Annotated in this window: 18 protein-coding genes; 16 read left to right on the top strand and 2 right to left on the bottom strand. The window is 60.9% G+C overall.

Features of this window, described 5'->3' with window-relative positions; genetic code table 11:
• Window positions 1–4: 4 nt before the first annotated feature.
• On the bottom strand, window positions 5–1,249 hold the full coding sequence (locus RM192_RS09150) for a Tm-1-like ATP-binding domain-containing protein (RefSeq protein WP_311507227.1): 1,245 nt from the start codon (window positions 1,247–1,249) through the stop codon (window positions 5–7).
• Between the two features lie 110 nt (window positions 1,250–1,359).
• On the opposite strand from RM192_RS09150, the gene RM192_RS09145 reads away from it, so the two are divergent.
• The 16 genes from RM192_RS09145 to RM192_RS09070 all read left to right on the top strand — a co-directional run bounded on the left by RM192_RS09145 (window position 1,360) and on the right by RM192_RS09070 (window position 19,118).
• Window positions 1,360–2,160, top strand: coding sequence for a helix-turn-helix domain-containing protein (locus RM192_RS09145; protein ID WP_311507226.1), 801 nt, complete (start codon window positions 1,360–1,362; stop codon window positions 2,158–2,160).
• Window positions 2,161–2,241: 81 nt separating this feature from the next.
• Window positions 2,242–3,255, top strand: coding sequence for an NAD(P)-dependent alcohol dehydrogenase (locus RM192_RS09140; protein WP_311507225.1), 1,014 nt, complete (start codon window positions 2,242–2,244; stop codon window positions 3,253–3,255).
• 58 nt (window positions 3,256–3,313) lie between these two features.
• The gene (locus RM192_RS09135) at window positions 3,314–3,859 is read left to right on the top strand and encodes a VOC family protein (RefSeq protein WP_311507224.1); all 546 of its coding nucleotides are present in this window, start codon (window positions 3,314–3,316) and stop codon (window positions 3,857–3,859) included.
• A 120-nt stretch (window positions 3,860–3,979) separates the two neighbouring features.
• The gene (locus RM192_RS09130) at window positions 3,980–5,239 is read left to right on the top strand and encodes an MFS transporter (RefSeq protein WP_311507223.1); all 1,260 of its coding nucleotides are present in this window, start codon (window positions 3,980–3,982) and stop codon (window positions 5,237–5,239) included.
• Window positions 5,240–5,254: 15 nt separating this feature from the next.
• Window positions 5,255–6,184 carry a helix-turn-helix domain-containing protein gene (locus RM192_RS09125; protein ID WP_311507222.1) on the top strand — a complete coding sequence of 310 codons (930 nt, stop codon included), beginning with the start codon at window positions 5,255–5,257 and terminating at the stop codon, window positions 6,182–6,184.
• 160 nt (window positions 6,185–6,344) lie between these two features.
• Complete coding sequence (locus RM192_RS09120) at window positions 6,345–8,843, top strand: TonB-dependent receptor (RefSeq protein ID WP_311507221.1); 2,499 nt, start codon at window positions 6,345–6,347, stop codon at window positions 8,841–8,843.
• A 59-nt stretch (window positions 8,844–8,902) separates the two neighbouring features.
• A complete protein-coding gene (locus RM192_RS09115) occupies window positions 8,903–9,436 on the top strand; it encodes a 2,4'-dihydroxyacetophenone dioxygenase family protein (protein WP_311507220.1) in 534 nt (177 codons plus the stop codon).
• 12 nt (window positions 9,437–9,448) lie between these two features.
• On the top strand, window positions 9,449–9,985 hold the full coding sequence (locus RM192_RS09110; protein WP_311507219.1) for a 2,4'-dihydroxyacetophenone dioxygenase family protein: 537 nt from the start codon (window positions 9,449–9,451) through the stop codon (window positions 9,983–9,985).
• A 7-nt stretch (window positions 9,986–9,992) separates the two neighbouring features.
• Entirely contained in the window at window positions 9,993–10,526 is a 534-nt protein-coding gene (locus RM192_RS09105; RefSeq protein WP_311507218.1) for a 2,4'-dihydroxyacetophenone dioxygenase family protein, read from the top strand.
• A gap of 12 nt (window positions 10,527–10,538) precedes the next feature.
• A complete protein-coding gene (locus RM192_RS09100; RefSeq protein ID WP_311507217.1) occupies window positions 10,539–11,612 on the top strand; it encodes an aromatic ring-hydroxylating dioxygenase subunit alpha in 1,074 nt (357 codons plus the stop codon).
• A 25-nt stretch (window positions 11,613–11,637) separates the two neighbouring features.
• Complete coding sequence (locus tag RM192_RS09095; protein WP_311507216.1) at window positions 11,638–12,477, top strand: SDR family NAD(P)-dependent oxidoreductase; 840 nt, start codon at window positions 11,638–11,640, stop codon at window positions 12,475–12,477.
• A 9-nt stretch (window positions 12,478–12,486) separates the two neighbouring features.
• A complete protein-coding gene (locus RM192_RS09090; RefSeq protein ID WP_311507215.1) occupies window positions 12,487–13,494 on the top strand; it encodes a zinc-binding dehydrogenase in 1,008 nt (335 codons plus the stop codon).
• A gap of 32 nt (window positions 13,495–13,526) precedes the next feature.
• Window positions 13,527–14,363 (top strand): SDR family NAD(P)-dependent oxidoreductase, encoded by an 837-nt coding sequence (locus RM192_RS09085; protein ID WP_311507214.1) that lies wholly within the window; start codon window positions 13,527–13,529, stop codon window positions 14,361–14,363.
• A 128-nt stretch (window positions 14,364–14,491) separates the two neighbouring features.
• Complete coding sequence (locus RM192_RS09080) at window positions 14,492–15,859, top strand: MFS transporter (RefSeq protein ID WP_311507213.1); 1,368 nt, start codon at window positions 14,492–14,494, stop codon at window positions 15,857–15,859.
• Window positions 15,859–17,955, top strand: coding sequence for an alpha-galactosidase (locus tag RM192_RS09075; protein WP_311507212.1), 2,097 nt, complete (start codon window positions 15,859–15,861; stop codon window positions 17,953–17,955). Before RM192_RS09080 ends, RM192_RS09075 begins: the two co-directional genes overlap by 1 nt.
• A gap of 44 nt (window positions 17,956–17,999) precedes the next feature.
• A complete protein-coding gene (locus tag RM192_RS09070; RefSeq protein ID WP_311507211.1) occupies window positions 18,000–19,118 on the top strand; it encodes a glycoside hydrolase family 68 protein in 1,119 nt (372 codons plus the stop codon).
• On the opposite strand, the gene RM192_RS09065 is transcribed toward RM192_RS09070, so the two are convergent.
• Complete coding sequence (locus RM192_RS09065) at window positions 19,115–20,131, bottom strand: LacI family DNA-binding transcriptional regulator (RefSeq protein ID WP_311507210.1); 1,017 nt, start codon at window positions 20,129–20,131, stop codon at window positions 19,115–19,117. The genes RM192_RS09070 and RM192_RS09065 overlap by 4 nt on opposite strands.
• Between the last annotated feature and the right edge of the window lie 160 nt (window positions 20,132–20,291).

The raw sequence follows: 20,291 nt of genomic DNA, 5'->3' as shown, positions 1-20,291 counted from the left end.
GGAATCAAGCCTTTGCAGCCAGCATCTCGCGCGCGGCGGCGATCACCGCGTCCGAGAAGGCTTCGTCGTTGAAATGGGCGTCGACGGCGGTAACCGGCACATTGACCGGCATGACCTTGCGCAAATATTCCGCGAAAGGCCCCGGAACCGACAGGTCGAGCAAGTGACCGGCGTTGCTGTCATGGCTGGAGAAGCCCTGCAGCGGGGTGAATACGCGCACCGGCCCCTTGGCGTCACGAATGTTCGCCGCAAGGTGATCGGCGAGCTTTTCGAGATCGGCGACGTTTGTGCGCACTGCCGTCAGCTGGGGATTGTGCTCGTGATAACGGCGGCCGGGGAACTGCACGCGCGATATTTCAAGCGGCCCGCCAATGATGAAATCGGCGTTGCCGAACCCGATGATCGTGGGAATGCCCTTGCGCAGTGCTGCGCGCCCGCGATCTGGCCCAGAATCGGCCAGTCCGCCGTTGAGATGGTCGAGAACTTCGGTTTGCGAGAGGTCAAGGACCAGCGCCGTCTCCTTGTCGGTTGCCAGACCATCCAGCGTCGGCCCACCAGCGCCTGACGAATGGAACACCATGACCTCGCAGCCGTCGCTTTCGAGCGCCTGGCGGATGCGTTTCACGCTCGCTTCGGTGGTGCCGAGTGTCGTGATCAGGACGAGCGGCTTGTCGCCCGCGGCCTCACGACGATAGCCCTTTGCCATGCCGGCAACTGCATTGGCGGAATTGCGGAAAACATCGCGGCTGATCGTGTTGATGCCCGAGATATCGGTCACCGCATTCATCATCGCGACGTCCTTGATCCCCATGTATGGCTTGGTGAACCCTGAAGCCATCGTCGAGACGATCAGCTTGGGCAGGCCGTAGGGAAAGCTTTGCATGAGCGCGCCAGCAAGCGCCGACCCCATTGAACCACCCACGGCCAGGATGCCGCTTAACGGATCTTTGGCATTCCACGCCTGAGCTGCTGCAATCGCGCCACGGATCATGACATCCTGACATTTGCCTTCGTGGCCGAGCTTGCGAACGTCCTCGATCGTCGTGCCAGCGGCCTGAGCAACCGCTTCCGGGGAGATTTCCGCTCCGCCGACCGTCCGGCGCACACTTGGATCAAGGTGGACGACCCGAACGCCAGCTTCTTCGAGAATCGCGCGCGTGAAGTGTGCTTCTTCTTCCTTGGTGTCCTGGGTGCAGATGAACAGGACGCTCGGCTTGCTTTCGGACCTATCGGTGGTTGGCTTTGTCATTGTTTTCCTCTCCGTCGCGCATAGGTGCGACACTATGGTTGACTTTGCACGATGGTTTCGGGATTTTGCGTTCCATAAGGTGAAACGTAGAATTCACTGGGAGCAGGATGATGCTGGACCGCAAGGTGAAGACGGTGCGCGCGCTGGAGCGCGGACTCGACGTTTTGATCGAAGTGCAGACGCGCAAGGCGGCCAGCCTGCACGAATTGCATCTGGCGACGGCATTGCCGAAGGCTACCTTGTTGAGAATGCTTGTGACTCTTGGGCAAAAGGGTCTTGTCTGGCAGAGGCTCGCCGACGGTGCCTACCTGCCACACGTCGAACGAATAGAGCGCGCTCCTGTTACGTCTTCGACTCACATCGCCGAGGTCGCCTCGCCACACATGAAGGCATTGTCGACCCGCATCGCCTGGCCGTCAGTCCTCGCGGCCCCACGCCTGGATCATATGGAGATCCTTGAAACGAACAGTCCGTTGTTCAGGCTCGATTCGGCTGTGCTTGGACCGGTAGGGGTCAAGCTGTCATACATCCATACTGCGACGGGCCGGGCCTACCTTTCTGCGTGCAGTGAGACTGAGCGGGATTCGATCATTGATCGCCTGCGGCCAGCCAATGCTCCAGAAGGCAGCGAAGCTGAACTGAGGCAGATGCTGATGGAAGTGCGCAAGCGGGGCTATGCGACCCGCGATCCGTTGCTGCCGTGGCCCGACCGTTCGAAACAACTGATTCTGCGCGATGGCAGGCGGTCGATGGCAGTGCCGATCATGGTGTCGGGCGCGCCGATCGCAACCATCAACGTGACGTGGCCGGGGCGGCGCGGCGCGGACGACGAGGTGGTGCAGCGCCACCTCGCAGCGCTCAAGGCAACGGCCCAGGTCATCGGGAAAGCTTTGGAATTGAATCCAAATTAGTTCCACCAGGTGAAAACGGTTTGTCCCGCTTATTAAATCTTGGCGCCGAATGAGTGATTGTAGCTCCGGGAGAAGATATCAATGCGCCAGTGGCTTGTCAGCGAAGGTTCTACGTCACTAGCCGGACTTCGGTTGGTCGATACGGCAATGCCGCAGCCCGGCGCAGGTGAGGTGCTGGTCAAAATCCGCGCCTGCTCGCTTAACTTCCGCGACCAAATCATCCCTCTCGGCCTCTACATGGGCGGAGTGGTGCCGCATGATACAGTTCCGCTCTCTGATGGCGCTGGCGAAGTTGCCGCGGTCGGAGAGGGCGTAACTTCGGTCAAAGTGGGTGACCGCGTCGCCGGGATTTTCTTCCAGGACTGGATGGACGGTCTGCCGAACCCCGGAATGGGGGTCGCTTTGGGCGCGCCGCCAGCGCCGGGGATGCTGCAGGACTATGTAGTTCTGCCCGAACGCGGCGTTGTGCCGATCGCACAGAGTCTGGATTTCACCGAGGCCGCCTGCCTGCCCTGCGCGGGTGTTACGGCGTGGAACGCGTTGATGGAGGGACCTCGTCCCGTTAAGCCCGGCGACACTGTACTGGTGCTGGGGACAGGCGGGGTTTCCCTCCTTGCCCTGCAGATTGCCAAGGCGGCCGGCGCTCGTGTGATCGCCACGTCTTCGTCGGACGAAAAGCTTGAGCGCGTCAGAGCAATGGGCGCCGATCACGTGATCAACTACCGCACAACGCCAGACTGGGGTGCGGAGGCTGCTCGAATGGCCGGCGGCGGCGTCGATCATGTTGTTGAGGTCGGCGGCGCGGGTACGCTCAAGCAGAGCATAGCAGCCGTGGGGTTCGCCGGAGAGATCGCTCTGATAGGTGTGCTGACCCGCGAGGGTGATACGAGCCCTCACGGACTGATGTTCAAGGGCGCATCGATCCGCGGCATTTTCGTCGGCTCAAAGGGCATGGCGCAGCGCCTCAATGGCTTCATTGACAAGCATGGCATTAAACCAGTCGTCGATCGAACTTTTGCAATGGAAGACGCGCGGCAGGCCTGGGAATATCAATCCTCAGCCGGATTGTTCGGGAAAGTCGCAATAACGCTTTGAAATACAATCATAGTGTACCGTTCGCCCGATAGAGGCGGAGGTTCAGGAGAGGGAATGAATGGGCAAGGTGCTTGGCTTCGGTCAGCCGATGGGGGGTGTGATGCAGACCGCGTTCGTGGTCGCGGATATCAGTGCCTCGATTGCGCATTTCCAGCGCGATTGTGCGGCTGGCCCGTTTTTTCTGCTCGACCACTTTCTCGGAGAAGATCAGTTCTATCGCGGTGCGCCTTCTGTTGCCGACGTAACAATCGCGATGGGTTTTGTCGGGCACATGCAGATCGAACTCATCCAACCACTCGATGATAATCCGTCGGTATACCGCGAAACAATTTTGCAGCGTGGCCACGGATTTCATCATTTCGGAATTGCGTGCGAGGATGTCGAAGCTGCGCTGCCCGACTATCTCGCAAACGGATACGAACTGGCGTTCAAGGCGGCCGTGCCAACAGGCGGCAGCGTGGCCTACCTGGAAGGCGGTCATGCCGCGGCACCCGGCTTTCTCGAACTGATCCCTGCCACACCCGGCATGGACGCGCATTTCACCGCAATGTGGCGAGCATCGCAGGGTTGGGATGGCGCCGATCCTGTGCGTTCCTTCATTTGAGCGATGCGCTGGAATCCTTATCGCGATGCGCGACAATGCAAGAGGAGTTGCTCGCAGGCCTGTATCACGGCGTATCAAGTCACAAGATAAACGGCAGCAGACCGAAAGCGGGAGATGGTAATGCGGAATGATCAAGGGCCCGGCGTGAGCCATGTGCGCAGTGGCGGATACCAGGTCTGGGTGACCGCGTTGCTCAGCCTGAATTTCGGTATTCTCTTCTTTGACCGCAATGCGCTCAACTTCCTGATGCCGTTCGTCCAGCCGGACTTGCAACTGTCAAATACCCAGGTTGGCTTGTTCAGCTCAGCACTCTCGCTGACTTGGGCTCTCTCGGGCCTGATGGTTGGTCGCATTTCGGACAAGCTTGGATCACGCAAACCCGTGGTCGTCATCGCCACTATCGCGTTCTGTCTCTGCTCGTTCGTATCGGGCATGGCATCTTCGTTCATGATGCTGCTTGGCGCGCGACTGCTGATGGGCGCGGCCGAAGGCGGGGTAATGCCGGTAAGCCACTCGATCATCGTTTCCGAAGTCGCGCCAGAACGGCGCGGAATGGCTATGGGCGTGGCACAGAACCTGGGATCGAACCTGCTCGGTTCGGGCCTTGCCCCGATCCTCCTCGTGCCGGTTGCCATGGCCGTGGGCTGGCGGACGGGGTTCTATCTTGCTGCGCTGCCCGGTTTGATTACCGCTGCGCTCATCTGGTTCACTCTCCGCGAGCCGCCCGTCGAGGTGCATGACGATGCCAACCCCAAGGTCTCGCTCCGGGAGGCTTTTGCCCACCGCAACGTCATTCTTTGCGCACTGATTTCGATCCTGCTCGTGTCCTACCTTGTCGTCTGCTGGGCTTTCATGCCGTTGTTCCTGACCAAGGGCCGCAGTTTCAGCCCCGAGACCATGAGCTGGCTCATGGCTACGCTTGGTGTGTCGGCAGGTCTAGGCAGCTTCGTGGTTCCGGCGATTTCGGACGTGATCGGTCGCCGTCCGGTGATGATCTTCTTTTCGTTCTTTGGTGCCATTCTTCCGCTCGCGGCGATCTACTATCAGGGTCCGACCATCGTTCTGGCCGCGATCTTCTTCTTCGGGTGGGGCCTCAACGGTCTGTTCCCGATGTTCATGGCGACCATTCCTTCTGAATCGGTTGATCCGCGTTTGACCGCAACATTGACCGGCGTCGTGATGGGCACAGGCGAGGTCGTCGGCGGCGTGCTCAGCCCAATCTTCGCTGGAACACTCGCCGATGGTTACGGCCTGAATGCGCCCATGTGGCTCATGCTTGGCTGCACGTTGCTGGCTGGACTCTGCACGCTCGGCTTGGTCGAATCCGCGCCGCGCATCGTGGCGCGCCGTGCAACGTCCGCGTTGGCCGCAGGCGCCTGAGAGGAGAGACGAACCATGGGTGCGCTTCTCAAGTTCGATACCGGCAACATTGCGCCGCCAGACCGTGCGCGCTTCTGGAATGAAATCGTTGACCGCGTTTTCACCGGCACGTTCGTCAAGGTGCCGGGCGAGGAGTTTTCCGGTCGGATGCTCTCCTGGCGGGTTGGCGAACTCGACATGATCCGCACCGATTCCACGCGCTCGATGGTGGGCCGCGCGCCGCTGCCACACAATGAGGAACGGTTGATCCTGCATCTGCAATGCCGTGGGACAAGTGAGCACGCCCAAAAGCAGGCAGAATGCGCATTGCAGCCGGGAGACTTCGTGCTCGCCGATCCGCACTTGCCCTATTCGATCAAGCTGACCGGGCATGAATTACTGGTGGTCGAGTTTCCAAAGGCACCTCTGGTCGAGCGGTTTCCTGGTGTCGACGATGCGCTAATGCTGCGGATGTGTGGCGCGACGCCGGGGGGCAGGGTGTTTCACGATTTCCTCCTGTCGCTGTGGCAACAGGGCGAGCGCGCCTCGCAGGATCCGGATTGGGAAAGCGGCGTAAACGCCGTGTTCTACGATCTTGCAGCATTGGCCATGCGCGGTGCGCAGCGCCCATCAGCCGATTCCCGCGACGCCGATATGCGCCAGCGCGTGCTGGCAATGGTTGCATCCGCTCTGGAAGATCCGGCCTTGCGCACTGCATCAATCGCCGATGCCTGCAGCATATCGGTCCGGACCGTCCAGAATGTCTTTGCCGCAATGGGCACGACGCCGAGTGCCTATATCCTCGATCAGCGGCTGCGCCGCGCGGCTGACAGGCTTGTGGCCCGGCCCGACGCCAGCATTACCGAAATCGCGTTCGAACTTGGTTTCAATGACAGTGCCTACTTCACGCGGTGCTTCCGGCAGCAGTTTGGAGCCGCACCCCGTGATTGGAGACTGGGAAGATAATGGGTTCGGGATGCAGCGCATGCGGGGCTTGCGCTGCAGTCCTGATCGGCTTGCGCACTAGTGCAAGCGGAAGTGGAAGTGCCCCGCTAGTTAATGTCGTCAATGCCGGTTCACAAGCAATGAGCCGGTCCGCAATTTGATAAACAGGGAGAGGAAGACCATGAAGTTTGCATCGGTTTCCGTTGCAGCAATGGCAGTTGCCATCGCCATGCCTGCATATGCGCAGGACCAGGCTGCTGCGCCGTCCGGCGGCATCGCAGAGATCGTCGTCACTGCGCAGAAGCGCGCTGAAAACGTTCAGGATGTTCCTATCGCGATTTCGGCGTTCAGCGCTGACTCGCTGCAGGAACGCGCGGTGAGCAGCGTTGCCTCGCTTTCGAACATCTCGCCTAACGTCACGCTTGACGCCGGCACGCCGTTCTCGGGGTCGAGCGCAGTGCTTTCGGCGTACATTCGCGGCATCGGCGCGAACGATTTTGCGTTCAACATCGATCCGGGCGTGGGCGTCTATCTCGATGGCGTTTACCTCGCACGCTCTGTTGGCGCAAACCAGGACCTGCCCGACGTCGAGCGCATCGAAGTGCTCAAGGGGCCGCAGGGCACGCTGTTCGGCCGCAACACCATCGGTGGCGCGATCTCGATCGTCACGCACGATCCGGGCGATGAATTCCGCTTCAAGGGTGATGTCACCACCGGTCGCTTTGGTCTGATCCAGACCCGCGGCACGGTTGACCTTCCCTTGTCTGACGGGCTTGCAGCTTCCGTCAGCTTCGCAACCAAGAACCGTGATGGTTACGTCAAGCGCATCCCGTTCCCCGGCGCTTCCAACTTCGATTCCACTCCGATCACCAATTACAAAGCTGCCGGATACAACAATATCGGTTATGGCAGTGAGGGCGGTGACGACACCTGGAACTTGCGCGGCAAGCTGCGCTATGACAACAAGGCGAACTTCCGTGTCTCGCTCTCGGGCGATTACATGAAGGTCGACCAGTCGCAGCTCGCCAACCGGTTGATCGGCACGACGCCAGCGGTATTTGCAGGCACCTACAACTGCGCGATCCAGGGCATTGTCGTTGGCGATTGCGGTGGCGGCCCGCCTTCGTTTGCATACCTCGGCGGCATTGGTGGCCTGACCTCGATCTTCGACAACCCGACCGTGTTTGGCGTGAATGTCGATGCCGATCCCAACAACGACCGCCTGCCTTATGACAACCGCTTCGTTACCAAGGACATCGACACCAGCTACGCCAACGGCAACAACTACTCGAAGCTGACGTCGTACGGCGGCTCGGGCACGATCGAGTTCGACCTTTCCGACACGATGATGCTGAAGTCGATCACCGCCTATCGTGAACTGCACTGGAACGTGGGCATGGACATTGACGGTTCGCCGCTCAACTTCCTGCACACCAGCTTCACCATGAACCAGTATCAGTTCAGCCAGGAACTGCAGCTGAATGGCTCTGCTCTCGACAAGACGCTCAACTACGTCCTGGGCGCCTACTTCTTCAAGGAAGCTGGTGACCTTCACGACTATGTGACGTTCGCCGAAGGCCTCCTGCAAGTTGACGGCCCCAACGATCTGTCCACCAAGAACTACGCGTTCTTCGGCCAGGTCGACTACAAGCCAACCGAACAGTTCGGCATCACCTTTGGTGGTCGCTACACGAAGGAAAACAAGGAGTTCGAGGGCTTCCAGTCGGATGCCAACGGTCTCACCTACAAGATCCTGAACCAGGTCGGCGTGCCGCCCTGCGCCTCGATCAACCCGATTTCGGAAGCCTGCCGCGTTGCTGCTGGTTTCCCCAATCCCGGTCAGCCGCTGCGTTACTATATCGCGGGCACACAAAAGAAGGTGTTCAGCAACTTCTCGCCAAAGATCGGCGTGCAGTATCACCCGGCTGATGACGTGATGCTCTATGCGAGCTGGTCAAAGGGTTACAAGACGGGTGGCTGGACCACGCGTCTGTCGAACCCGCTGCCCACCGCGCCGGACTTCGACGAAGAAAAGGCAACGACCTGGGAAGCAGGCATCAAGTCGACGCTGCTTGACCGTCGCCTGCAGATCAACGCTGCTGCCTTCACCACCGACTACAAGGGCATCCAGCTCAACTTCCAGCAGGGCGTTTCGCCGACCATTCAGAACGCTGGCGACGCCAAGATCAAGGGCTTCGAAGTCGAGGTTGTTGCAGCCCCGACGGACGGTTTCCTGATCAACGCTTCGGTAGGCTACACCGACGCCTATTACACCTCGGTTCTGGCTGGTGCGCAGGTTGCGCCCAATCCGTTCCAGGCTGGCGTGATCCCGGGTGCCGATCTGCCCAAGACGCCGAAGTGGAAGTTCAACATCAGCCCGCGCTACGAAGTGGGTCTTGGCGGGGATTCCAAGCTGGTCATCCTCGCGGATTACACCCACAGTTCGTCGCTGTGGAACGATACGGAACGGGCCTATCTGCTTCAGCGTGCCCCGACAGACATCGTCAATGGCAGCATTGCCTACAAGTCGGGCAAAAACTGGGATCTGACGGTCGGCATGACCAACATCACCGATGAGCGTTATCTGGTGACCGGTCAGGCGCAGATTGCAGGTGGCCAGTTCTACGGCACTTTCAGCCGTCCACGTGAATGGTACGCACGTCTCGGCGTTGAATTCTAAGCACAACAATAATGACCGGGCGGGGCTTTGCTCCGCCCGGACTTTTCCGGAGAGAGAAAATGGCAGAAGCCGCCCATGCAGAATTCTGGAAAGACCTGAAGCCGGTCGAGAAGGTGTTTCGTGAGGGCGGACTGCCCGAGATTTACCTGCCCAAGATCGCCGATGGCGATGAACGTTACTGGGTGCCGATTTCCGAGACTGTCTCCTCGAAGCCCGTCTGGATCAGCCCATCGAAGAACATGTGGGCAGACGTGCTGATGAGCAAGTCGGCGGGCCTCGTGAACCGCCACTATCACCCGCACCCGATCTGGGCCTACACCATCAGCGGCAAATGGGCCTATCTCGAGCACGAGTGGACTGCCACCGCTGGCGATTTCGTTTATGAAACGCCGGGTGAGAGCCACACCTTGGTCTGCTATGAACACGAAGACCCGATGAAAGTGTTCTTCGTCGTTTCTGGCCCGCTGATGTGGCTCGACGAGGACGGCAACACCACCGGCCACTACGACGTGTTCGATTACATGAAGGCGGCGCGTGAGCACTACGACAAGGTCGGCATTGGCGCGGACTACGTCGATACCCTGATCCGCTGAGAGGACAGTCCGATGACCGTGATGACAGCTCCGCCTTCGAGCAAGGCCGAGATCGTCGACGTGCCGTTTGCGCATAAAGAACTGGTCGCGCGACTTAGCCCCGGCGGGCGCTACATCGACGCCCAAACCGACGTTGACAGCCCTTGGGTTCCTTTTGGCGATAACGCCGCGATCAAGCATCTGGCCTTCGATGTGCGGCAGGGCCTGTTTTCCAACATCCTGTGGGTCAAAGGCCCCGGCGTGATTGGCACACACTTCCATCGCGGCACGATCACCATGGTCTGCCTTGAAGGCAGCGTCCGCTATCTTGAATATGACTGGGTGGCGTCGCCCGGCGGGCTTATTCTGGAAACACCCGGAGAGAGCCACACCCTCGTCACCGACCATCCGCAGGGCTGCAAGCTGTTCGGGTGGATGCAAGGGCCGATCGACTTCTACGACGAGAACGCGGTTCTGGTCGATACCACCGACGTGTGGTGGTTCATCAACCACTACGAGACGCATTGCCGCGAGAACGGCATTGCGATCAATCCCAAGCTCTATCTCTGAGGCACACATGGGCACGATGAAGGCACCCCCGTCCGGGGCATACAAGATTGTTGACGTACCCGAACTCTACGGCGACCTGATCCGCGCCAGAGGCGTCGAAGGCACATATGTCGGCTCGTCCGATGCCGAAAGCCCATGGGTTCCGTTCGGCGACAACGCGGCTATCCGGCATCTTGCGTTTGACGTGCGTGAGAACATCTACGTCAACATCCTGTGGATCAAAGGCCCAGGCGTGATCGGCACGCACAAGCACGGCGGCAAGGTCTGGGCGATCGGCCTTGAAGGCTCGTTCCGCTACCTCGAATATGACTGGATCTGCCGCGCCGGTGAATTCATCACTGAAACGCCGGGTACTGCGCACACGCTGGTTACCGACGATCCGAACGGGATGAAGGCACTGTTCCACATGCAGGGCGCCAACGAGTTCTTCGACGAACATGGCAACCATGTCGAAACCCTCGACGTGTGGTGGTTCATGAATCACTACGAAAGCTACTGCAAAGAACACGGGATCGCGATCAACCCCGCGCTCTATCTCTGAGGTTTGCGGGCGGTGACTGCGGACAAAACCCCGGTTGCCCGCCTGACTCCCCAGGCTACCGGCACGTACCTGCGCAATGCATGGTACGTCGCCGGGTGGTCGGATGATCTGGCCGAAACGCCCCAGCAGCGCACATTTCTGGAAGAGCCGGTCGCTCTGTTCCGCGATGGCGAAGGCAGGGCGAACGCCGTCAGCGGCCGGTGCCCGCACCGTTTTGCGCCGCTGGGTCACGGCAGCATGGCGGATGGCACGCTGGTGTGTCCCTACCACGGACTGCGGTTCGATCGGACGGGGGCCTGCGTGCATAACCCCCATCCCGGCGGTCAGTTGCCTGACGTCCAATTGCAGGTCTATCCGCTCATCGAACGTCATGCGCTGCTGTGGATCTGGATGGGCGAGGCCGCGAAAGCCGACGCCGACTTGATCCCCGACTTTTCGTGGCTGTCAGACCCCGAATGGGAAGCGGTTCGCGGTGCAACGGTGGCCGAAGGGCATTACGAACTCTACAGCGACAACATCCTCGACCTCAGCCATGCGAACTTCGTCCACCCGGCACTAGTCGCCAACGCCTTCACCGAGGGCGAGCGCAAGTTCTGGCAGGAAGGCGAGAACGTCTTTGCCGAGTACGTGCGCCCCGACGATTTCCTGTCGGTGGGCATTTCGGCAGTGATGGGCACCGAGGGACGTCGGCAAGATTTTTACGGACGGGTTAAATGGCACGCGCCCGCCGTGCTCTATTTCGACTTTCGCGCTGGCGATCCGGGCATGCCCTATGACGATTGCACGTTGCTGCCTTCACTCCATGCATTCACGCCCGAGACGCCGGATACCACGCACTATTTCTGGGCGACCGCGCGTGATTACAGGCTGGGCGATGGCGCTTTCACCGCAATGATGCGGGGCGCGTTGGAATATGCGTTCGAGCAGGAAGACATGCCCCTGATCCGCGATAGCCACCGGCTTATGCGGGGACAGGATTTCTGGGCGCTGCGCCCAGTAATACTCGGCGGGGATGGCGCCGGCGTGCGTGCGCGCCGAATGCTGCAGCGGCTGATTGACCGGGAACAACAACAAGACCCTGAATAACAATTCAATAATCAAGAGGATGACCATGGCAACGCTCGACAAATTCGACATCAAGGGGCGCAGCGCGTTCGTGACCGGGGCGGCATCGGGGATAGGCCTCGCTTATGCCGAAGCCATGGCCGAAGCAGGAGCGATGGTCACCCTTTCCGACATTGACGAAGAAGGTGCCGAACGTGAAGCGGCACGCCTGCGCGCTGACGGGCATGAAGTGCGGTCGGTCAAAGTCGACGTATCTGACTGGGATCAAGTTGCCGCCGCATTCGATGCGCACGATGCAGCCTATGGCGGCCTCGACATCTGCTTTGCCAACGCCGGGATCGATACCGGCGCGGGCTTCTGGAACCCCGCCGGGCACCGCAACCCGGAGGGCCAGGTCGATACTTACGATCACAAGCGCTGGGACCGTTCGATCCAGATCAACCTCAACGGCGTGTTCTACACCGTCAGCAACGCCGTGCGGATCATGAAGAAGGATGGCCGCGCCAATGGCCGCAGCGGCGGTGCAATCATCACCACGGCCTCCAATGCCGGGCTGGTAACCGAACCAATCGTCGGATTGCCTTATATGCCGGCCAAGGCCGGTGTGCTGCACATGGTGCGTGCGCTCGGGCTGGAACTCGCCGAATTCAGGATACGTATCAACGCCATCGCGCCGGGGCCATTCCTCACCAACATCGGCGGTGGTTGGCTCAAGAAGGACCCGGTCGCGCGCGCGGCTTGGGACGCCATCGTGCCGCTAGGGAAAATGGCGGAGACCGACCAGTTGAAGCCGCTCGCGTTGCTGCTGGCGTCCGATGCGTCGGATTACATGACCGGAAGCCATGTCGTGATCGATGGCGGCATGATGCTCGGCAAGTACAAGTAAGGACAGGCCATGCGCGCGGCGGTAATGCAGGGGCTGCACCAGCCCCTCGCTCTGGAGAACGTCCCCGATCCCACACCGGGCGAGGGCGACGTCGTGGTCAAGGTCGGGCGCTGCGGAATTTGCGGGTCGGACCTGCACATGACCGAGGACCCTGCCTATGGGCAGGGCGCAGGCTCAATCCTCGGCCATGAGTTTGCAGGCGAGATCGTGGCGCTGGGCAAGGGTGTGGAAGGGCTGAAGACTGGTGATCTGGTTTCGGTCATTCCCTTGAAGAGTTGCGGGCAATGCCATGCCTGCAAAACAGGCGCGGTGCAGTGGTGCGAAGGGTTCGGGCTGCAAGGGGGTGGGTACGCTGAATATGCCCTCACCAAGCCAAACCAGTGCGTGCGCCTGCCCCAGAGCGCCAGCCTGGCGGATGGCGCGATTGTCGAGCCGGTGGCCGTCGCACTGCACGGCGTAAGTCTCAGTGGCATGCGCATCGGCGACAAGGTGCTGGTGCTGGGTGCAGGCCCAATCGGACTTGCCGTTGCATTCTGGGCGCGGCGCTTTGGCGCGGGCCGCGTGGTCGTTCAGGACCTGACCGAATGGCAGCGTGATCGTGCACTGCAGATGGGCGCGCACGATTTCGTTGTGGACCCTGCTGACCCGATTGGCAGCGCAGAGCGGGCGCTTGGCGGCAAGGCCGACGTAGTGTTCGAGTGTGTCGGCGTTCCCGGCCTCATTGCGCAGGCTACCGAACAAGTGCGCAGCGATGGCACAGTCGTGCTGCTGGGGCTTTGCACCCGGCCCGATACGATCAACAGCTTCGCCATGTTGTCAAAGCAGGTGAAATTGGTCACCTCGGCCTTCTTTACTCGTCAGGAGTACGAAGCCGCACTGGATGCACTGGATCGCGGCGCAGTCGAACCCAGACTTCTGGTAACTGACACGATTTCATTGGCCGCTACGCCCGAGGTTTTCGAACGCTTGAGGCAGCGTTCGCACCAGTGCAAGGTCCTGATAAATCCCGCCGATTGATCAGGCGAGGCAGGAGAGGTGTAGATATGGACATGGGTTCATTCGAGGGCAGAACGGTATTCGTCACTGGCGGGGCTTCGGGCATCGGCCTTGGCATCGTCAAGGCGCTGGCAAAGCGGGGCGCATTTGTCGTCATCGCTGATTTGCGGGTCGATCACATCACCAATGCGCTCGACAGCTTGGCTGCCGAGGGGCTTGGCGAGAGCGTTGCGGCTGTCGAACTCGATGTGACCGATCGTGCCGCTTATGCTGAAACTGCGCGCCGCATGGACGAGGAGCTGGGCGGCATCGATATCCTCGTCAACAATGCCGGTGTCGGCGTTGAAGGGCCAGTGCTTGAGGCGACTTATGCGGATTGGGACTTTGGCATCGGCGTAAACCTTGGCGGCGTCATCAACGGTATGCAGAGCGTTCTGCCGCAGATGATCGCGCGGGGTCGTGGCGGCCATGTGGTCAACACCGCCTCACTGGCCGCCTCGGTGACTATGCCGGGACACCTGGCGATTTATGCCGCAGGCAAAGCCGCCGTGCTCAATTTGTCGGAAAACATGCGGGCTGATCTTGCCGCCAAGAGCATCGGGATGACAGTGCTGTGCCCCGGCTTCGTCAAATCAAACATCCATGAAGCGGCCCGCAATCGCCCGGCGCACTTGCGCGATGCAAGCGGGTTCAGCGCGTCCGAACAGGCTTTGTCCGAGCGCGTCGTGGGTGAGGAGTGGATGAACCCCGACGATGTTGGCGAAATGGTGGCAGACGCAATCCTTGCCAATCAACTTTATGTCATCACCCACGGCCAGTTTGCCAATCGCATGCGCGAGCGTGCCGAAGCTGTGTTGGCAGCAACACCATTGAGCGAGGTGCAGTTCTAGATACAACAAGCTTCGCGGGAACAGTGCTGTGATGTCGCGTCTCGTTATGCAATCGATTGTTGTAATGATGGACGCCTTGTGACATGGTGCAGTCAAGGGCCACAGGAGCCCGGCTGGAGAGTCCCCGCATGAACCTCAATCGTCCGCACCTGTCACTGTCACGGCTGCTTGAGATGAATCTCGGGTTTCTCGGTCTGCAGTTCAGCTTCGGTCTGCAGCAGGGCAACATGGGACCGATCTACAGCTACCTTGGCGCGGATGAATCCCAGCTACCAATGCTGCAACTGGCTGGCCCGATCACCGGTCTGCTTGTGCAACCGATCATCGGCGCCTTGAGCGACCGGACTGACAGCAAGTGGGGCAGGCGCACGCCCTATTTCCTGATCGGGGCTGTTCTTTGTGCGTTCGGCCTGTTCTTCATGCCACTTTCGAGTTCGATCCTGATGGCGATGTCGCTGCTGTGGATCCTCGATGCGGGCAACAACATTACGATGGAACCTTATCGCGCCTACGTCTCGGACCGGCTCAATCCGGATCAAAGGCAGGCGGGGTTCCTGTCGCAAAGCGCATTCACCGGGCTTGCCCAGATGCTGGCATTCCTGACACCTTCGTTGTTGGTCGGGTTGGGAATGAATCAGGACTGGGTGGACAGCCACAACATCCCCTACACTGTGCGCGTGGTATTCATGATCGGCGCGGTGCTCTCGCTTACCACGATCGTCTGGTCGGTGATGCGCGTGCCCGAATTGCCGCTGACGACAGATGAGCGTGCGCACATCGCCGCGCAGCCCAAGGGTGCGGGCGCGACCTTGCGCGAAATCGGCAGCGCAATTGTCGACATGCCGGTTGCGATGCGCAAGCTCGGCTTGATGAGCCTGTTCCAGTGGGTCGGCATGTCCGGCTACTGGACTTACGCGGTCTATTCGATCAGCCGCACCGTCTATGGCGCGAGCGACGTGCACAGCAGCGCCTTCCATAGTGCGGTGCTGACCAACGGCGAAGTCGCGGCCTTCTACAACGCGATCTCGTTCGTGACAGCGTTCGCCATGGTGCCGCTGGTCCGGCGGATCGGTCCGGGGCCGCTCCACGCGCTCTGCCTGTTTGCCGGCGGTATCGGGATGATGGCCCTGCCGGGGGTGACCGACAAGGCGCTGCTGTTCCTCCCCGCAGTGGGCATCGGCCTCGCCTGGGGCAGTATCATGGGCAACCCATATGCGATCCTGACCAACTCGATCCCGCCGCAGCGGACAGGCGTCTACATGGGCATTTTCAACATGATGATCGTCATCCCGATGCTGATCTTCGCCGTTGTGATGAGCCGCCTCGACCTCGGCTTCGTGTCGATCGGCTTCGACGCCTACAAACTCGCGCTTGGCGGCGATCCGCGCAACATGCTGATGTTCTGTGGTGTCAGCCTGGTTCTGGCAGGGTTCTCGGTACTTTGGGTGCGTGAAGGCCGGGTGCAAGCCATGCCGCGCGAGGCTGCTGCCGCCTGATGTCGCAAATCGTCAGCCTTCATGCAGGCGAGGGCAGCCTCGTCTGGGAACGACGCGAAGACGGTTCGCCGCTCTGGCGCCATTTCGGCCCACGCGTAACCGTCGGGGACATTTTCGCTATTGCCGACACGCGCACTCCTGCGTCCTACTCACTGGACAAGGATGTCCCGTTTTCGCTGGCACCTCCTGCGGGGTTGGGCTGGTTCGGTCCTGCAGCAGTCGTGCTCCGCCGCGACGGGCATGCGCTGGCACCCTTCTTCGACCGGTCGAGCGTAACTGCCACAGAAACCTTCATACACATCGTTTCCAACGATCCGGTCACCGGTGCAGAACTGGAACAGCAGTTCGAGGTCAGTGGCGGAGCGTTCGTATGCCGGGCGATTGTCCGCAACATTGGTTCAGCACCTATTGGCATCGACTGGCTGGCCAGTACCACGCTGCCCTTGCCAAGCGTGGCGCGTGAGATCGTTTCATGGCGCGGCCGTCACAATGCCGAACTGGTAGAATGCCGCGAGGCCATGCCGCAGCATGCGTGGGTGCGCGAGGTTCGGCGGGGCATGTCCGGGCACGGCGGCGCTGCGGGGCTGTTCGTGCTCGACGAGGGGGCAACATTTCACGCCGGGACCGCGCGCGCGCTGCAACTGGCATGGTCCGGCGACAGCCGCATCGCGGTTGAGCGCGATGACGAGGGGTTCTGGACGCTCAGCGCAGGCGCTGTACTGCAGCCCGGCGAAGTCACGCTTGCACCCGGCGAAAGCTGGCAAGCGCCCGACGCCATCTTCACCGTTTCCACAACTGGCCGCAACGGCGCCGCCTCGGCATTCCACGACGCCGTCAGGGCAAGGATAAACTGGCCGGGCGGGACCATGCGCCCACGGCCGGTCCATCTCAACTCATGGGAAGCCTGCTACTTCGACCACGACGAACAACGGATCATTGCGCTTGCCGAAGCAGCAGCTTCGGTTGGCGTCGAGCGCTTCATCCTCGACGATGGATGGTTCCGGGGGCGCAATGATGACACCGCCGGGCTTGGTGACTGGACACCCGATCCGCGCAAGTTTCCGCAAGGCCTCGGCCCGCTGGCCCGGCGGGTCAATGCGCTGGGAATGGAATTCGGTCTGTGGGTCGAACCTGAAATGATCAATCCGGACAGCGATCTGTATCGGGCTCACCCGGACTGGGCTTTGGCCTTGCCGGACCGCACACGGCCAACTGCACGCAACCAACTTGTGCTGGATCTGCGCCGAACAGACGTGCGCGATTATCTGTTTGATTGCATAGACGCGCTGCTGCGTGATTTGCCGATTACCTACCTCAAATGGGATCACAACCGCGATTTGGCCCCCGCTGGAGGGGCAGCGCAAATTCGCGGCACTTACGATCTTTTTGCGCGTGTCCGTGCGGCGCATCCCGCAGTCGAGATCGAAGCCTGCGCAGGCGGTGGGGGGCGCAATGATGCAGGCATGGCCGACCATTGCCACCGCTACTGGACCAGCGACAATATCGATGCTGTCAGTCGCATTTCGATCCAGCGCGGATTTCTTGCGTTCCTGCCGCCCGAGGTGATGGGATCGCACATCGCGGCCAGCCCCGCCCATGCAACGGGCCGGCGCCATTCGCTGGCCTTTCGTGCGGCCATGGCGATGTGCGGCCACCTCGGTGTCGAGATGGACCCGCGCACCCTGAGCGCGGAAGAGCGGGACGAACTGGCTGAATGGATCAGCTTCCACAAGCAGTGGCGTGATCTTCTCCACGGTAGCCGGGTCTGGTTGGGGGAGGGCGCTGACGGCGTTGTCTGGCAGGCGCAGGGCACAAGCGCGGAATGCCTGCTCTTCGTCATCCGCAACGACCCGCCGCAGGACAGACGGCCCCAGCCTCTGCCGCTACCGTTCCTGGAACCCGGCATGTGGGACGTCCGCCTGCTGCGCATCGCTGGCGGTGACGCCGGGCACGCGGCTCACTCTGCATCACTGTTCGACGCTATGAAAGCTGACCCGGTCGCGCTCGATGCTGGTTGGCTGAGCGCTAATGGGCTGCCGCTGCCGCCAGCCAAAGCCGAAACCGTAACCCTTTTCCATCTGCGCAAACGCGGCTGATCCATGCTTGCCGGTTCTGAAAGCTGATAATGTCCAACGTTTCGATGCAACCTCAATCGATTGTTCCCGCCAAGACAACGCACTGGGAGCCTGAGGGCTTTTCCGAATTGCCGCGCATTGGCCTGATCCGGGCGAGCGATGTCCAGAGGTTGTTCGCCGATCTCGACCTTTGGGATTGCTGGCCGCTTGCACACGAGGATGGCCGAACAGTCTTGCATCTGGGCAGGGCATGGTGGTTCTTTTTGAGCGCGCCCGCATTCGCAGATCCCGTAGAACGGCACGGTCATGCGCGCATCCGGTTACTGTCATGTGGCAGCGACGGTTGGACCGATCACGGCAACGCCTTTCCCGATGGTTTGACGTCCGGTAGCCGTGAATGGGCTGGGTCTGCAGTCCTGATGGATGACGGCGTCACGGTACAGCACTTCATTACTGCCGCGGGACGGCGCGGCGAGTCCGAATTGACCTTCGAGCAACGGCTGTTCGTAGTTGAAGGAAACTTGGGCGCCACGGGTCCTGGTGATTGGCAGAACGCTGTGGAATTCGTAGTCGCAGACGGTTTGCGCTATGTGTGCGACCGTCAGGACCAGGGCGCTCCCGGTCTGATCAAGGGCTTCCGCGATCCAGCGTACTTGCGCGACCCCGCAACCGGCAAGGCACACGTGTTGTTTACCGGCAGCGCAGCCTGGTCCGATCATGCTTTCAACGGTGTCGTCGGCATCGCCACGCTTGAGCGCGGCGAGTGGCAATTAGGTGACCCTCTGATCGAGGCCATCGGGGTAAACAATGAACTCGAGCGGCCGCACGTCGTGGTGCGCAACGGGTTGTATTATCTTTTCTGGTCGACGCAGCGGCACACGTTTGCGCCCGGAGCAGTAGCTGGGCCAAATGGCATCTACGGGATGGTAGCGGAGAGTCTCGCAGGTCCGTGGCGCCCGATCAACGGCAACGGGCTAGTTGCAGCCAATCCGGATGATGAGCCGACGCAGTCGTATAGCTGGTGGGTAACAGGTGAAGGGGTCGTCTGGAGCTTCACTGACTATTTTTCGATGGGCGGCCGGAAGCTCGCTGACCATCCCGAATTGCTGCGCAGCAATTTCGGCGGCACGCCCGCGCCGTGCTTTGCGCTGCGCTTCGATGGGGACAGCGTTACGGTTGCCTAGGCGCTTTCGCGGACAATCAGTTCCGGCACCATTACCGTAGAAGGCGCGTCTTCACCGTCGATACGGCGGCGCAGCGCGTCGACCATGGCCCGCGCGCCAGCAGCGATATCCTGCCGCACCGTCGTCAATTGCGGGACCATGCGCGAGGCAAGCGGAAGGTCGTCGAAACCGGTCACCGCCACCTGATCGGGCACGGCCATGCCGCGCTCGTGCAGCAGGCGGATCGTGGACATGGCGATGATGTCCGATGCGCAGACGATACCTTCGATGGCGCCGCCAAGATCTGCGAGGTGCCCGGCGATCTGGCTGGCCATTTCATCGCTGGCCAGATGGGTCGGAAAGGCGCGAAGCGAAAGCCCGGCGGCGTCCGCAACAGCTTGGGCACCTGCAAGCCGCTCGGCGATCTCGGGTCCATTCGTGTCGCCAAAGAAGGCCAGACGCTTCGCCCCTCGCGCAACCAGTCTCTCCGCTGCCAACCGGCCGCCTGCAAAATTGTCCACACCAACCGTGCACTGTGCCTGGCCGTCACGATGGCTGCCCCAGATCACCAATGGACGGTAATGCTGCGCAACGCGCTCGATGGCTTCGGTCTGGTTCGATTGGCCGATAACCAAGGCACCGTCGAGCATGCCAGAGTCGACGATTCGGTCGAGCCATTCATCGTCGCCCGGAATGACGCGCGACAGCATCAGGTCATGGCCGCTTTCGGTGAGCTCGTCCGCCAGATAGCCGAACAAAGTCATGAAGAACGGGTCCGAGATATGCTGGCGGCGTTCGTGGCCGAGGGGAATCACCACACCGATCACGCCGGTCTTCTGTGTGCGCAACCGGCGCGCCATCTGGTTGGGCCTGAAGCCGTGCTCACGCGCCAGAGCCTGAATTCGCTCGCGCGTTTCCTTGTTCACCAGAGATTTGTCTGCGAGCGCCCGCGAGACCGTGCCCGCCGATACGCCGGCCATCCGTGCGAGTTCCGCAATGTTCCTGATCTTGCCCGGTGCCCTGCCGTCGTTCATCGAATTTCCCAATCCTGCAGGAGTTTGGGTTGCAGGTTATCGTCGCGTTCTAATAGGCTTGTGATGCGTTGTGCAAGCCTTGGCTGTCAACCGATTGCGGTTGGAGATGGGGCGGTCACCGGCGCGGTATGTTGCATCAATGCAACGCAGTATGCCTTCG

It is taken from the genome of Novosphingobium sp. MMS21-SN21R (assembly GCF_031846015.1).
Classification (GTDB): Bacteria; Pseudomonadota; Alphaproteobacteria; order Sphingomonadales; family Sphingomonadaceae; genus Novosphingobium.
The sequence above is the reverse complement of the archived record's forward strand: the minus strand, read 5'-3'. Positions and strand labels throughout refer to the sequence as shown.